This window comes from Enterococcus quebecensis (assembly GCF_001730365.1).
GTDB classification, from domain to species: Bacteria; Bacillota; Bacilli; order Lactobacillales; family Enterococcaceae; genus Enterococcus_L; species Enterococcus_L quebecensis.
This window is the reverse complement of sequence record NZ_MIKB01000013.1, coordinates 257452-273085: the sequence shown is the minus strand read 5'-3', so window position 1 is coordinate 273085 and position 15634 is coordinate 257452. Positions and strand designations below refer to the sequence as shown.

At 36.3% G+C, this 15634-nt stretch carries 19 protein-coding genes; all 19 read left to right on the top strand.

The genetic code is table 11. The features are described 5' to 3' along the window. The first annotated feature begins 111 nt into the window (after positions 1-111). The 19 genes from BCR23_RS07560 (at position 112) to BCR23_RS07470 (ending at position 15631) form a co-directional block, all read left to right on the top strand. Positions 112-384, top strand: coding sequence for a (4Fe-4S)-binding protein (locus BCR23_RS07560; protein WP_069634881.1), 273 nt, complete (start codon positions 112-114; stop codon positions 382-384). A 2-nt stretch (positions 385-386) separates the two neighbouring features. Beyond that, positions 387-662, top strand: coding sequence for a GNAT family N-acetyltransferase (locus BCR23_RS07555; RefSeq protein WP_069634880.1), 276 nt, complete (start codon positions 387-389; stop codon positions 660-662). 134 nt (positions 663-796) lie between these two features. After that, a complete protein-coding gene (gene secG / locus BCR23_RS07550; protein WP_069634879.1) occupies positions 797-1033 on the top strand; it encodes a preprotein translocase subunit SecG in 237 nt (78 codons plus the stop codon). Between the two features lie 133 nt (positions 1034-1166). Continuing rightward, positions 1167-1943: an alpha/beta hydrolase gene (locus BCR23_RS07545; RefSeq protein ID WP_069634878.1), complete on the top strand. Its 777-nt coding sequence runs from the start codon at positions 1167-1169 to the stop codon at positions 1941-1943. Next, complete coding sequence (gene rnr / locus BCR23_RS07540) at positions 1940-4288, top strand: ribonuclease R (RefSeq protein ID WP_069634877.1); 2349 nt, start codon at positions 1940-1942, stop codon at positions 4286-4288. The genes BCR23_RS07545 and rnr overlap by 4 nt, the downstream gene beginning before the upstream one ends. Positions 4289-4305: 17 nt before the next feature. Further along, entirely contained in the window at positions 4306-4770 is a 465-nt protein-coding gene (gene smpB, locus BCR23_RS07535; RefSeq protein WP_069634876.1) for an SsrA-binding protein SmpB, read from the top strand. Between the two features lie 339 nt (positions 4771-5109). Further along, a complete protein-coding gene (atpB, locus tag BCR23_RS07530) occupies positions 5110-5826 on the top strand; it encodes a F0F1 ATP synthase subunit A (RefSeq protein ID WP_069634875.1) in 717 nt (238 codons plus the stop codon). A gap of 41 nt (positions 5827-5867) precedes the next feature. Further along, positions 5868-6080, top strand: a complete 213-nt coding sequence (atpE, locus tag BCR23_RS07525) for a F0F1 ATP synthase subunit C (RefSeq protein ID WP_069634874.1) — start codon at positions 5868-5870, stop codon at positions 6078-6080. 261 nt (positions 6081-6341) lie between these two features. Continuing rightward, complete coding sequence (atpF, locus tag BCR23_RS07520; protein ID WP_069634873.1) at positions 6342-6869, top strand: F0F1 ATP synthase subunit B; 528 nt, start codon at positions 6342-6344, stop codon at positions 6867-6869. Then, the gene (gene atpH, locus BCR23_RS07515) at positions 6856-7398 is read left to right on the top strand and encodes an ATP synthase F1 subunit delta (RefSeq protein WP_069634872.1); all 543 of its coding nucleotides are present in this window, start codon (positions 6856-6858) and stop codon (positions 7396-7398) included. Before atpF ends, atpH begins: the two co-directional genes overlap by 14 nt. Positions 7399-7426: 28 nt before the next feature. After that, the gene (gene atpA / locus BCR23_RS07510) at positions 7427-8983 is read left to right on the top strand and encodes a F0F1 ATP synthase subunit alpha (RefSeq protein ID WP_069634871.1); all 1557 of its coding nucleotides are present in this window, start codon (positions 7427-7429) and stop codon (positions 8981-8983) included. 15 nt (positions 8984-8998) lie between these two features. Next, a complete protein-coding gene (locus BCR23_RS07505; RefSeq protein ID WP_069634870.1) occupies positions 8999-9910 on the top strand; it encodes a F0F1 ATP synthase subunit gamma in 912 nt (303 codons plus the stop codon). A gap of 173 nt (positions 9911-10083) precedes the next feature. Beyond that, positions 10084-11490 carry a F0F1 ATP synthase subunit beta gene (gene atpD / locus BCR23_RS07500; protein WP_069634869.1) on the top strand — a complete coding sequence of 469 codons (1407 nt, stop codon included), beginning with the start codon at positions 10084-10086 and terminating at the stop codon, positions 11488-11490. 16 nt (positions 11491-11506) lie between these two features. Beyond that, entirely contained in the window at positions 11507-11926 is a 420-nt protein-coding gene (locus tag BCR23_RS07495; RefSeq protein ID WP_069634868.1) for a F0F1 ATP synthase subunit epsilon, read from the top strand. 286 nt (positions 11927-12212) lie between these two features. Continuing rightward, complete coding sequence (locus tag BCR23_RS07490; RefSeq protein WP_069634867.1) at positions 12213-12449, top strand: DUF1146 family protein; 237 nt, start codon at positions 12213-12215, stop codon at positions 12447-12449. Positions 12450-12554: 105 nt separating this feature from the next. Then, positions 12555-13853, top strand: a complete 1299-nt coding sequence (murA, locus tag BCR23_RS07485; protein WP_069634866.1) for a UDP-N-acetylglucosamine 1-carboxyvinyltransferase — start codon at positions 12555-12557, stop codon at positions 13851-13853. A gap of 14 nt (positions 13854-13867) precedes the next feature. Continuing rightward, entirely contained in the window at positions 13868-14044 is a 177-nt protein-coding gene (locus tag BCR23_RS07480; protein ID WP_069634865.1) for a DNA-directed RNA polymerase subunit beta, read from the top strand. Positions 14045-14466: 422 nt separating this feature from the next. After that, the gene (locus BCR23_RS07475) at positions 14467-15105 is read left to right on the top strand and encodes a 3D domain-containing protein (RefSeq protein ID WP_069634864.1); all 639 of its coding nucleotides are present in this window, start codon (positions 14467-14469) and stop codon (positions 15103-15105) included. A 163-nt stretch (positions 15106-15268) separates the two neighbouring features. After that, entirely contained in the window at positions 15269-15631 is a 363-nt protein-coding gene (locus BCR23_RS07470; RefSeq protein ID WP_069634863.1) for a PTS glucitol/sorbitol transporter subunit IIA, read from the top strand. The last annotated feature ends 3 nt before the right edge of the window (positions 15632-15634 follow it).

The window sequence follows — 15634 nt, the reverse complement described above, 5'->3', positions numbered from 1 at the left end:
TTCTTAAAGTATTTTTGATACACTGTGAGAAGAGTTGGTTGCAACTATCTTTTTTACTTGTTAGAATCAGTTTATAAAAATCATGAATAGTTGAATGAAGGAGGAAAAGAGATGGATGGAAGTAAAATTAACGGAAAAACAGTTACTGAAGAAACTCTTTTAGAAGAAGGCTATCGCAAATACTCAGGTGAAGAGTTGGATATTTATTATAGTAAGGATATTTGTGCTCATATTGGTAATTGTGTTCGTGGTAACCCAGATGTTTTCGAAGTGGGACGACGTCCGTGGATCATCACAGATAACGGCGACGTTGAAGAGGATATTCGTGTAATTAACACCTGTCCAAGTGGTGCATTAAAGTATATTCGAAAGGATGGAAGATAATCATGGAAATTATAGAAGAAAGCAATCGTTTTGTATTGTTCAACGATGAAAACCAAGAAATTGGTGAAATGACGTGGTCAGATGCAGGAACTGAAATGATGATTATTGATCATACGTTTGTGGATCCTGCCTACAGAGGACAAAAACTAGCAGAAAAATTAGTTTACAATGGTGTAGAAAAGGCTCGTCGTGAAGGGAAAAAAATTATTCCGTTATGTCCATTTGCTAAAAAAGAGTTCGATACAAAACCTGAATATGGAGACGTACTAAGAAAATAAGAACAAACGATCTGAGTGAGACACAGACAACTCAGATCGTTTTTTTGAGTACTTATACAAATACAACTGGTATTTGTATGAAAAATATGCTACAGTATAGTAGATGTATTTTGTGAATAAGGGAGAATTAGACTATGTATAATTTTATTTTAACACTTGTAATCATCCTATCTGTAGTGATGGTTATTGCCGTAATGATGCAACCAAGTAAGCAAAACAGTGCAGCAAGTGCATTCACTGGTGGTGCTGACAAACTTTTCGGTAAACAAAAAGCACGTGGATTTGAAGCTGTTATGCAACGAGCAACAGCGGTTATTGGTGCTGTTTGGATGTTACTATTATTTATTTTAGTATTGTTATCATCAAAGTAAGACCTTTGAAGTCCCTCATTTACTGAGGGGCTTTTTTTTCTGTAAACGAATCAATAATAATCTGTGAAAAGTTCTGTAAACATCTTTCTTTTCGCAAGGTTTTAAAGGAATAATGTGCTAAAATGGGGATGAGGTGAATGGAACAGTGAAAAAAATAAGTCTACCTAAACCATTATTTACACAAAGTGGTACTCGTGCAGTTCTGCTTTTGCACGCTTATTCTGGAAGCAGCAATGATGTACGCATGCTGAGTCGTTATTTAGAAAAAGAAAATTATACCGTGTATTCCCCAAATTTTTCTGGTCATGCAACAACATCACCAGAAAGTATTTTGGAGAAAACAACAAAAGATTGGTGGCAAGACACCCTTGATGCTTTTCAATTTTTAAAAGAGAAAGGCTATCATGAAATAGCTGTTTTCGGACTTTCAATGGGTGGAATTTTTACAATGGTAGCTTTAACTAGCCAATTGGAAGGAATCGTTGGCGGTGGATTTTTTTGTTCACCCATTTTCCCTGTAAAAAATAATGTGCCGGAAAATTTCGTACTTTACTCTGAAGGGGTATTGAAAATGGCCGGTGTTTCAGAACAGGAACGAGCGCAACGAATAGTAAAAATCAAAGAAGGATCATACAACCAATTAAAAGACATCGAGTCTTTTGCTGAACAAACAGCAAGTAAACTTGGACAAGTCAAGGTTCCTGTATTTATGGGACAAGCTGGAAAAGATGAAATGATCGACCCGATGGGTGTTTATAAAACGGCGTTAGCCTTAGCTCAAACACGATTTACATTAAACTGGTATCCAGACAGCGGACACGTGTTAACTGTTGGACCAGATCATAAACAATTAGAACAAGACGTAGTAGCGTTTTTAGATACGTTGTCTTGGAATGAGGAGAAAGAATGACAAAACAAACAATTAAGGAGAAAATCCTATTCTTTATGGAAAACCACACAAAGAAAAGTTTTTCCATGGAAGAAATCGCTGAAGGGTTGCAATTGCAAAAGAGCGCAGATTTTAAACTGTTGGTTCAAACAATTGCGGCGATGGAGCGAGAAAAAACAGTAGAATTTAATAAAAAAGGCAAGATTCGTCTGCCGCAAAAAAATAGTGCTATCGAAGGAACGTTTCGTGCCAATGAACGAGGCTTTGGATTTGTGACCATCGATCCAGAAGAAGCCGATGTCTATATTCCAAAAGAAGCTGTTAATTTTGCAATGGACGGAGATATCGTTGCAATTGATATCGTTCAACCAGCGGATCCTTTTTCTGATAGAGGTGCTGAAGGTAAAGTAATAGAAATCAGAACACGAGCGATTACACAAGTCGTAGGTGAATTCATTGCTTATGATGAAAAAGAAGTCAGCGAAACAGACCTTTATGGTTACGCTGTTCCTAAAGACAAAAAAATGACTGGTTTAACATTCAATATTGCTGCACAAGGAATTAAACCAGTTGACGGCAGCATTGTGATTGTAGAAGTCACTCATTATCCTGAAAAAGAATACCCAAAAAGCTTAGAAGGATTAGTAAAAAAAGTGGTTGGTCACAAAAATGATCCAGGCATGGATATTTTATCTATCGTAGTGGCTCATGGTATCCCAACTAGTTTTCCTGATGAAGTGCTTGCTGAAGCGGATAAAGTACCAGATACAATTTCAGAAGCAGATATCAAAGGTCGCAGAGATTTAAGAGATCAGCAGATTGTAACGATTGATGGGGAAGATGCAAAAGATTTGGATGATGCCGTAACAGTCCGTAAATTAGAGAACGGCAATTACTTTTTAGGTGTGCACATTGCAGATGTATCTTATTATGTGACTGAAGGTAGCGAATTAGATCAAGAAGCCTATGAACGTGGTACTAGTGTTTACTTAACAGACCGTGTTGTGCCGATGATTCCACAACGGTTGTCTAACGGTATATGTTCATTAAATCCTAATGTTCCACGATTGACTATGAGTTGTGAAATGGAGATTACGCCAGAAGGTCATGTTGTAAAGCATGATATTTTCCAAAGTGTGATTCAAACTACGGAACGTATGACATATACGGCAGTTAATGAAATTTTAGAAGAACAAAATGTAGAAACAATGGCTCGTTACAAGGAATTATTACCGATGTTTAAAGAAATGGGAGAGTTACACCATATTCTTGAACAAATGCGTGAAAACCGCGGAGCAATTTCTTTTGAAGATCGAGAAGCCAAAGTTTTAGTTGATTCAAATGGTCATCCTCATGATATTTTATTGAGAACGCGTGGTGTAGGTGAACGCTTGATCGAATCATTTATGTTAGCTGCTAATGAAACGGTCGCTAAGCATTACAACGATTTGAAGTTACCTTTTATTTATCGGATACACGAACAGCCTAAAGAAGAAAAAATGCAACGCTTCTTCGATTTTGCCGCTGTATTAGGAATTCTAGTCAAAGGAACCAAGACCGATATTACACCAAAAGACTTGCAAAAAGTTTTAGAACAAGTAGCTGATAAACCAGAAGAAGCGGTAATTAATACTATGTTATTACGTAGTATGCAGCAAGCACGTTATTCAGAAGATAACTATGGGCACTATGGTTTAGCTGCTGAATATTATACCCACTTTACTTCACCAATTAGACGCTATCCAGATTTAATCGTTCATAGATTGATTCGCAGCTATGAAGGAAACGTTTCGGAAAAATTAAAAGAAAAATGGGAACAAGATTTGCCAGATATTGCAGATCATAGTTCGAAAATGGAACGTCGAGCGGTTGAGACAGAACGTGAAGTTGATTCTATGAAAAAAGCCGAATTTATGGCAGATAAAATTGGTGAAGAGTATGATGGTGTAATTAGCTCAGTTACCCGTTTTGGTTTCTTCGTAGAATTACCAAACACAATTGAGGGCTTGATTCATGTCAATAGCTTAAAACAAGACTATTTCCATTTTATAGAAAACCACATGGCACTAGTGGGAGAACGCACTGGGATGACTTTAAAGATTGGTCAAAAAGTCAAAGTCAAGGTAGAAAAAGCTGACCCTGAAACGAAAGAAATCGATTTTGAGTTTCTTGAAGCGGAAGAAGTAGAACGACTTGAAGCACCAAAACAAAAAAGACGTCAAGACAATCGCCGCAAACAAACATCAGGTCGTAAGGATGATGAGAAAAAACCATATACTCAAAAGAAAAATAAGAAAAAAGGCAAAAAACCGTTTTATAAGGAAGTAGCGAAAAAGAAAAAAGGTAAAAAACAGAAGAAAAAATAGAAAATGGAGGAATGGCTATGCCAAAAGGAGAAGGCAAGCTGATTGCCCAAAATCGTAAAGCTAGGCATGACTATACTGTTGTTGATACAATGGAAGCAGGAATTGTTTTACAAGGAACAGAGATCAAATCAATCCGTAATGGACGCATCAATTTAAAGGATGGCTTTGCTAGAATCAGAAATGGTGAAGCCTACCTGCTTAATGTGCATATCAGCCCGTATGAGCAGGGAAATATTTTTAACCATGATCCCTTACGGACGAGAAAGTTGTTATTGCATAAGAAACAAATAGCTAAATTAATTACTGAAACAAAAAATACCGGCATCACAATCGTTCCTCTAAAAGTTTATATTCGAAACGGCTATGCAAAAGTGCTGATAGGACTTGCTAAAGGGAAGAAGCAATACGACAAACGAGAAGATTTAAAACGTAAAGAGATCAATCGTGAAATCAGCCGAACGCTGAAAAATAATTTGAGATAAAATAGTCAAATTTTAGTTATCTTTTGAATGAAAGAGATCAGTTTCGTTCTTCATTTTATTCTTTTTTGCATATTTCGTTTCTTTGCTTTATATTATGTGAAAAATTTGATAGAGTGTAATGGAACTGATGAGTTTTCATCATTTTTTCAGTAACCAATCTTTATGCCGCTGTATACTAATAAGACTCTGTTCTTTTAATATTTTGTCACATTAAAAGAAGTGTCCAATTTTCATGAATTTTTTTTGAAATTATTTATTGTTGGTGGTATGATACGTGTGGTTAAGAAATAGAAGCCTTTTAAGCTTCTCGCAAGTTTGTTGGAAAAGAGGTGAAATAATTTGGAAGAGAAGACACTACTCTTCAAGGTTGGGCCAATTTGGTTTGATGGGACTATTTGCTTAATGGTTCTGTTAACATGTGTCATTGTCTTTGGGATAGTATATTTCTGCACAAGGAATCTTCAGCTGAAACCTAAAGGCAAACAAAATGTCATTGAGTATCTCATTGATTTTATTCGGGGAATCATTACCGACAATATGCCAAGTAAAGAAGTAACGAATTTTCACCTACTAGCATTTACCATGTTTCTGTTTGTTTTAGTTGCTAATATCATTGGTTTAGTGACTAAGGTGTCTATCGGTGATTATACTTATTGGAAAAGCCCGACAGCCGATCCAATGGTTACCTTGACATTAGCATTGATCATGATTGCTTTAACACACTTTTTCAGTGTTAGCCGCTTTGGATTAAAAGGATATTTCAAGAATAGCTTTTTAAGCCCGGTAGCTTTTCTAATGCCAATCAAGTTGATGGAAGAATTTACGAACTTGCTTACTTTAGCGCTACGTTTATACGGGAATATTTTTGCCGGCGAGGTATTATTGGGACTGATTGCCGGAATCGTATCTAGTGTGGGTTTATGGTCAATACCATTAGCAATACCATTAGAGATGATCTGGTTAGCCTTTTCATTATTTATCGGCGGGATTCAAGCATTTATATTCGTAACATTATCAATGGTTTACATGGCTCATAAAATTGAAGTCGAAGAATAAAAAATAAATAAAAACATCTATTTCTTAGGAGGAAAACAATAATGAATTATATCGCAGCAGCAATCGCAATTTTCGGAGCAGCAGTCGGAGCAGCATACGGCAACGGAAAAGTTATCTCAAAAACAATCGAATCAATGACACGCCAACCAGAAATGGCTGGACAACTAAGAACTACAATGTTTATCGGGGTAGCCTTAATCGAAGCGGTTCCTATTCTAGGTGTAGTTATTGCATTATTATTAGTGTTTAAATAATCTCTTTAGAAGGCAGGACGCTGAGTTTTATAACGCCACGCGTTACTGCTTTCTTTGCTGCGAAACACGGCGATTGCCTCAAGCAAAGCAGATGTTGAGCAGTACTTGCCAGAGCATAAACAAAACATTGAATAATTATGATCTGCAAGCAAAAAAGTTTATTGCATAGAGTTTTGACAAACTAAAGTAAATAAAAATAATTTATCAAATGTTTAAACAACATCACCACCGAGAATTGCAGAGAAAGGAAGTTGAAACTTCATGCTAGATTATTTAGTAGTCGGCGAAGCAGACCCTAGCACAACATTAGGAACAATGATTGTTGTCAGTGGTGCTTTTCTAATTTTGATGCTTCTAATCAAGAAATTCGCTTGGGAAGCAATCACTGATATGTTAAAAAAACGTGAAGAGAAAATTGCCAACGATTTAGATTCTGCAGAACAATCTCGAATAGCAGCGGCTAAGATGCAAGAAGAACGTCAAAAAAAATTACTTTCTTCTAAATCAGAAGCAGCAGGAATCATAAAAGATGCGAAAGAGAGTGGAGATAAAAACCGTCAAAAAATCTTAACAGAAACCAATGATGAAGTTGCACGTTTAAGAGAAAAAGCACGTCAAGATATTTCTCAAGAACATGAAGAAGCAATGGCATCTGTTAAAGATGAAGTAGCTAATTTATCTTTACAAATTGCAGAGAAAATTTTAAACAAAGAATTGACTCCAGATGCACATGAATCGTTGATCAATTCTTATATCGAAGGTTTAGGTAAATCTAATGAAGTTAGATAAGTATACTGTAGGTAAACGCTACGGCAAAGCTTTGTTTGAGTTGGCAATTGAAAAGCAAGAAGCCGATAGTATTTATCAAGAACTATTAACACTTAGAGAAGTTTTTCACGAAGTTCCAGGTTTGGGAGATATTTTAAGTGATGTGCGTCTTGAACCTTATGAAAAAGATGAAATCATGAAACAATTGACTAATGGTTTTGAAGGAACGGTTGAGCACTTTTTATATGTTGTTTACAATTATTCACGTATGAATGATCTGTTACTAATGATCGATGAATATGAAAGACGTTACGATGAACATAAAAGTTTGCTTTTGGGAACAGCTTTGACTGCTATTCCATTAACAAAAGAACAACATCAATTGTTGGAAGAAAAAGCAGCTAAACTTTTAGGGTATGAAGAAGCACATTTAATTAATTTAATTGATCCAGCTATTGTTGGCGGTGTAGTAGTTGAAGCAAACAATAAAGTGATCGATGGCAGTATCCATAAACAATTAGAACGAATCCAAGAATTGTTATTAAAATAACGTTCAGCACAATAAAGAGGTGAATTGAATGGCTATCAAAGCAGAAGAAATCAGTGCCTTGATTAAGGAACAAATAAAGAATTATCAACAAGAATTAGCCGTTGAAGAAATTGGAACTGTCACATATGTAGGGGATGGGATTGCTCGTGCCCATGGGTTGGAAAATGCAATGAGTGGGGAACTGCTTGAGTTTTCTAATGGTTCATATGGTATGGCACAAAATCTGGAAACCAATGATGTAGGTATCATTATTTTAGGTGATTTTGAAACCATTCGAGAAGGCGACAAAGTAAAACGTACTGGTAAAATCATGGAAGTACCTGTAGGTGAAGCAATGATTGGTCGTGTGGTGAATCCTTTGGGACAACCAATCGATGGTCTAGGCGAGATCAAAACAGAAAAAACTCGTCCAGTAGAAGCAGCAGCGCCAGGCGTTATGCAAAGAAAATCAGTTGATCAGCCAATGCAAACAGGTCTTAAAGCAATTGACGCACTTGTACCGATTGGTCGTGGTCAACGTGAATTGGTTATCGGAGACCGTAAGACAGGTAAAACATCAATTGCCATTGATACGATTATCAATCAAAAAGGCCAAGATGTAATTTGTATTTATGTTGCCATTGGTCAAAAAGAATCTACGGTGCGTAACCAAGTTGAAACGTTAAGATCTTATGGCGCATTAGATTATACGATTATTGTGAATGCAGGAGCATCTCAACCAGCTCCATTACTATATATTGCGCCTTATGCAGGAGCTGCGATGGGTGAAGAATTCATGTATAACGGCAAGCACGTTTTGATCATTTTTGATGATTTGTCAAAACAAGCGGTGGCTTATCGTGAACTATCATTACTACTACGTCGTCCTCCAGGTCGGGAAGCATATCCAGGAGATGTTTTCTATCTACATTCACGTTTATTAGAACGTGCGGCAAAATTAAGTGATGAATTAGGCGGCGGTTCAATGACTGCTTTACCATTCGTTGAAACACAAGCGGGAGATATCTCAGCTTATATTCCAACCAACGTTATTTCAATCACCGATGGACAAATCTTCTTAGAAAGTGATTTGTTTTATGCAGGTACTCGTCCAGCTGTTGATGCCGGACTTTCAGTATCCCGTGTTGGTGGTTCAGCTCAAATCAAAGCAATGAAAAAAGTAGCTGGTACACTTCGTTTAGATTTAGCAAGTTATCGTGAATTAGAAGCATTTACACAATTTGGTTCTGATTTAGATGCGGCAACACAAGCAAAATTAAATCGTGGTCGCCGTACTGTTGAAATTTTAAAACAAAAATTACATGCGCCATTAGCAGTTGAAAAACAAGTAGTAATTTTATATGCATTGACACATGGCTTTTTAGACAGTATCAGTGTTGCCAAAATTTTGGATTTTGAAGCGGAATTATTCGACTTTTTAGATGGCAAACATCCAGAACTATTTGAAACGATTCGCACAACTAAAGATTTACCAAAATCAGAAGATTTAGATGCGGCAATCGGTGAATTCAAAGAGATTTTCAGTGCATCTAATTCAGAAGGATCTGCAACTGAAGAGACAATTGAATCTATTCAAAATGCGTAAGAGAGGTGACGAGAATTGGGTGCTTCATTAAATGAAATCAAACAACGCATTGCTTCAACTAAAAAAACAAGCCAAATTACTAATGCCATGCAAATGGTTTCGGGCGCTAAACTGACAAAATCAGAAGCAGCTTCTAGAAGTTTTCAAGAATATGCGTCAAAAATCCGTTCTATTGTTACTCATCTTGTTGCTGCTCAATTGAGCGATCTGGCAGAAGTGGATTCAGACGACAGTTCAGAAACTGGAAACTATCATATGATGCTTAAATCACGACCTGTGAAGAAAACAGGTTATATCGTCATCACCTCTGATAAGGGACTAGTTGGCGGTTATAATAGCTCAATTTTAAAACAAACCATGAAAATGATGACGGATGATCATGGATCTCAAAATGAATTCGTTTTGATTGCTATTGGTGGAACTGGAGCAGACTTTTTTAAAGCTCGAGGTATCAATGTAGCATATGAACTTCGAGGGTTGACGGATCAACCTAGTTTTGATGAAGTTAGAAAAATCGTTTCAACAGCTACTACAATGTATGAAAATGAAGTGTTTGATGAGTTGTATGTTTGTTATAATCACCACATCAATTCATTGACAAGTCAATTTCGAGTAGAGAAAATGCTGCCGATTTCAGATTTAGATCCAGATGAAGCGACAACGTTTGAACAAGAGTATATCTTAGAGCCTTCAAAAGAAGCCATCTTAGATAACTTATTACCTCAGTATGCGGAAAGCTTAATTTATGGTGCAATTATTGATGCAAAAACAGCAGAACATGCGGCTGGAATGACAGCAATGAAAACAGCGACTGATAATGCGCAAAATATTATTAGTGATTTGACGATTTCGTATAATCGTGCTCGTCAAGGTGCTATTACCCAAGAAATCACAGAAATTGTTGCTGGTGCTGCTGCACTAGAATAATCATTAGAATCAGAGTCAGTTTGGCTTGAAGTTCTTATAAAGTAATAGAGGAAACAAGTTTTTATTACAACCTCTTTAGCGGTATGAAAATAGTAAGAGTTTTATCAGCTTTATAAAAACTGTATACTCTTAGTTTTTCACAACCTCTTTTAGACGAAACGGAGGAAAGAAACATGAGTTCAGGAAAGATTGTTGAAGTAATTGGACCCGTTGTTGACGTGGAATTTTCACTAGATCAATCCTTACCAGATATAAATAATGCATTAGTCGTTTATAAAAACGGTGAAGAAAAACAAAAAGTTGTTCTAGAAGTAGCTTTAGAATTAGGTGACGGTGTTATCCGTTCTATCGCAATGGAGTCTACTGATGGTCTTCAACGTGGGATGGAAGTTATCGACACTGGAAAACCAATTTCTGTACCTGTAGGAAAAGAAACACTAGGGCGAGTATTTAATGTTTTAGGCGATACGATCGATTTGGAAGAGCCTTTTCCAGAAGATGCTGAACGCAGTGGTATCCATAAAAAAGCACCTGCGTTTGACGAATTAAGTACAAGTAACGAAATCTTAGAAACAGGGATCAAAGTAATCGATTTATTAGCCCCTTATTTAAAAGGTGGTAAAGTCGGACTTTTCGGTGGAGCCGGTGTTGGTAAAACTGTTTTGATCCAAGAATTGATTCATAACATTGCCCAAGAACACGGTGGTATCTCTGTGTTTACCGGTGTTGGTGAACGAACTCGTGAAGGGAATGACCTTTATTTTGAAATGAAAGATTCTGGCGTTATTGAAAAAACTGCCATGGTCTTTGGTCAAATGAATGAGCCTCCTGGTGCGCGTATGCGTGTAGCTTTAACTGGTTTGACGATTGCGGAATATTTCCGTGATGTTGAAGGTCAAGATGTATTATTATTTATTGATAATATTTTCCGTTTCACTCAAGCAGGTTCTGAAGTTTCTGCTTTACTAGGTCGGATGCCTTCTGCTGTTGGGTATCAACCAACACTTGCTACTGAAATGGGACAATTGCAAGAACGGATTACTTCTACTAAAAAAGGTTCCATCACATCAATCCAAGCAATCTATGTGCCAGCCGATGACTATACTGACCCGGCTCCGGCTACAGCCTTTGCCCATTTAGATGCAACGACGAACTTAGAACGTCGTTTGACTGAACAAGGAATATATCCAGCAGTAGATCCTTTGGCATCGTCTTCTAGTGCGCTTGCACCTGAAGTTGTTGGGGAAGAACACTACGCTGTAGCAACAGAGGTTCAACACGTCTTGCAGCGTTATCGTGAACTACAAGACATTATTGCTATTTTAGGGATGGATGAGTTATCTGATCAAGAAAAAATCTTGGTTGGACGTGCTCGTCGTATCCAGTTCTTCTTATCACAAAACTTCAATGTGGCTGAACAATTTACTGGACAACCTGGTTCTTACGTTCCAGTTGCTGATACAGTTAGAGGGTTTAGAGAAATTCTTGACGGAAAATATGATGACTTACCAGAGGAAGCTTTCCGTAGTGTAGGTAAAATTGAAGACGTCGTAGAAAAAGCAAAAACATTGAACTACTAGAAGGAGGAGACCCAGAATGGATTGGTTAACTGTAAATGTGGTAACTCCTGATGGTTTAGTTTATGATCATCGTGCAACAATTGTTGTTGCTAAAACGACAGATGGTGAAATCGGTATTTTGCCTAAACATGCACCAATCATTGTACCTCTAGCAATTGACGAAGTTCGAGTGAAAAGAACGGATTCTGAAACGCATGTCGATTGGATCGCTGTTAATGGCGGTATTATGGAAGTACGTGATAATGTTATTTCGATTATTGCAGATAGTGCAGAGCGTGAACGTGACATTGATGTGTCTCGTGCAGAACGTGCAAAACAACGTGCTGAACGCATGATTGAAAAAGCAAAAGAAAATGCGAATAAGGATGATTTAAGACGTGCAACTGTTGCACTTCACCGAGCAATTAATCGTATCAATGTATCAAAACATACGTAAAATTAGAGATGACTAAACCAATACTATATGAATTGGTTTAGTCATCTGTTTATATTAAATTATTAAAGCGTACATACGTTCTTTTTATGAGAATTAAGAATCTTTATTTTTTGTTTCAAACGATTTATGATAAACTATGCTTATATTACTTATTTAGCTCTATGGACTAATCTCTCGGAAAAAAGATAAAATCTGTATCTGGCGAAAAGTGCCACCTCCAAATTTTGCTATTTTTCATTCGAGGTTGAACGATCCATTATGCTTTTAAATTAAGGAGATACAATGTATGCAATTTTTTGGTATTGATGCAGTGGTTCGCATCATTAGTCATATAATGTTTATTTACGTTAGTTTTTGGGCGATGCAATCCATCCGAGTAGAACAATTTTTTAAAGCCCATCAAACCTCACAAGTGCGTTTACTGATCGTCCTTTTTTCAATTGTTATAGGTTTCACTGCAAGTTCATTTTTTTTAGAGTTTATTGCATTATGCCGTAACGTATTTATTGTGTTTTTCTCATAATGATAGATAATAAAAAGAAAAGATACTAATTGTTGATGAATAGTGGTATAATAGAAAAGATTTTGGATTATAATATCCAACTCTAACTTTTTTGGGGGGAACAAAATGGAACAGATTATTGTTCATGGTGGTAACCAATTAAAAGGAACTGTGAAAATCGAAGGGGCTAAAAATGCAGTATTACCAATTTTAGCAGCAACCCTTTTAGCTGAAGAAGGAACAACAACTTTAAATAATGTGCCAATCCTTTCTGATGTGTTTACAATGAATCAAGTAATCAAACATTTAAATGTAGATATTGAATTTAATGAAGGCCTGAACCAAGTAACAATAGATGCGACTCAACCATTGGGAATTGAAGCAAATTATGAGTATGTTAGTCAAATGAGAGCTTCAATCGTTGTTATGGGTCCATTATTGGCTCGTAATGGTCATGCAAAAGTTGCTATGCCAGGTGGATGTGCGATTGGTAAACGACCAATTGATTTACATTTGAAAGGTTTCCAAGCACTAGGTGCTAAAATCATTCAAAAGAATGGATACATCGAAGCTATTGCTGAGGAATTGATCGGTAATACGATTTATTTGGATTTCCCAAGTGTGGGCGCAACTCAAAATATCATGATGGCTGCTGTTAAAGCTAAAGGCATGACTATTATTGAGAACGTTGCAAGAGAACCAGAAATTGTTGACTTAGCGAATATCCTTAACAAGATGGGTGCTAAAATCGTTGGTGCAGGTACTGAAATGATGCGTATTGAAGGCGTTGAAAAACTCCATGCAGTTGAGCATTCAATTGTTCAAGATCGTATTGAAGCAGGAACTTTCATGGTTGCAGCAGCAATGACTGAAGGGGACGTATTGATTGAAGAAGCTATTCCAGAACACAATCGTCCACTTATTTCTAAATTAACTGAAATGGGTGCTGTTATCCGTGAAGAAAGAGGCGGTTTACGTGTAGTTGGTCCTAAAGTAGTCAAACCAACTGATGTCAAAACATTACCGCATCCTGGCTTCCCGACAGATATGCAAGCTCAAATGACTGCAATACAAATGGTCGCTGAAGGCTCAAGTGTTGTTACTGAAACTGTTTTTGAAAATCGTTTCCAACATTTAGAAGAAATGCAACGTATGAATGCTGATGTGAAAATAGATGGGAATATCGCTATTATTAATGGTAGTCAGTCATTGCAAGGTGCTGCTGTAGCAGCTACAGATTTACGAGCTGCCGCTGCATTGATTTTAGTAGGTTTGCGTGCTGAAGGTATTACACGTGTATCCCACTTAGAATATTTGGATCGTGGGTACTATAAGTTCCATGAAAAACTTCAAAAATTAGGAGCAAAAGTGGAGCGAGTAAATGACGAAAAAGTTGTAGAAAAGAAAACGTCAACTGTTAGTTAAAAGGGGAAAGTGATATGAGTTCGACACGCTATATTATAGTGACTTTGTTGAAAGTTTTAGTAGTAATTGCCTTAGTGATTATTTTATTTGTTGCCGGAACGATGATCGGCTATGGAGTGATTGGCGGAGGGCATGCAAAAGATGTGTTCAAAGAAGAAATTTGGACTCATATTCTAGACTTTTTTAAATAAGGATAAGTATAAAATAAAACCATTACATGTTGTTTTCAATGTGTAATGGTTTTTTATTGCAATTAAATAACGAAAGTTTTTAATTAAATTTCTATTTTTCATTGTAAACATACTGTAATGTAAGCGGATTTCATGATTTCCATGAAGAAGATATTGAAGATAAAACATATAAATATAACAAAAAAAGTGAAACTAGCTATTTTTTTGATTTTCTAATGGAAAAAATAAGAATCGCGATGTAAAGGGATTTTATTAATAAAAAAATTGATATTTTTTATTAATAAAATGAAAATATTTCCAATGTGACAATCAATAAACCGCTTACTTGGATACTGTAACTTAGCTTTAATTTAACAGTAACCATCTGTGTTTTCCTCCGTGCTATGATTGCTCTCGTACGAATTTTAGGGAGGAACAATTTAATGAAGAAAAGATGGTTACCAATTTTGTTTATCATTACCTGTTTTATTACTGGATCAGTTATTCCTGTATATGCAGCAGAAAATAAAAGTAGTGAATTAGAAGGGTTAACTAGCTACACAGTGGTTTCAGAAGATAGTGTAAAAAAATTATCTCATTCAATGATTCATTCATTAGCAGAAGGTCAGGCATTTCAACTAGTAAAAACAACTATTTTAAATAAAGAAAAAATTGAAAAAGAAAAGGCTGAACAAGCGAAAATTGAAGCTGATAAAAAAGCTCAAGCTGAGAAAGTAGCTAAGGAAAAAGAAGAAGCTCAGAAAAAACAAGCAGAAAAATCGAAGTCAAATGGACAAACAATGATGATGGAAGCTACTGCTTATTCATGTAATGAAGGATTCATTGGCGGTGGAAATTTAACAGCTATGGGACAAGATCTTCGAGTTGATCCAATGGCGATTGCAGTTGATCCGTCAGTAATTCCATTAGGTACGAAATTGCATGTAGAAGGATATGGTGAAGCGATTGCCAGTGATACAGGAGGTGCGATTAAAGGTAATATCATCGATTTACACTTTTCTGATGTATCACAATGTATTGAGTGGGGAAGAAGACAAGTTAAGGTAACGATTTTATCGTAAGCCGATTATTTATAAAAAAATAAGTATATATTAAAAGATGAACGGGATGATTACATTCTTGTTCGTCTTTTTTTTACCCAGTTGTGAAACTCAAATTATTGAATATGAAAAAAAGTTATATGTTATAATAGGGAGGATTAATGGGAGAGGGAGCGATTGTGAGATGAAAGCTGTAGTTACTGAAATTGGGGCTCGAGCGTTAGATGAAAAAGAGCCAATGATCATACTTTTTGGTGAAAGTGCAACAGAAGGATTAAAAGAGTATTCCGTGATTCAAAAGTTTCAAGGAACACAGTCTTTAGAAATGCGAAAAGGCGATTCGTTAAAGATTGATAAACAAGAATATAAAATTCTTTATGTGGGATCATTTGCTAATAATAACTTAAATAGCATTGCTCACGTAACACTAGTTTTTGATAACGTTCCTGAAGAAGATGCAATTGTTAATGGAATCTATCTTACTCCGAATGCTTTTCCAACGATCAAGGTTGGGACAACCTTAGAATATATATCCAATGGAGTGTGAGTA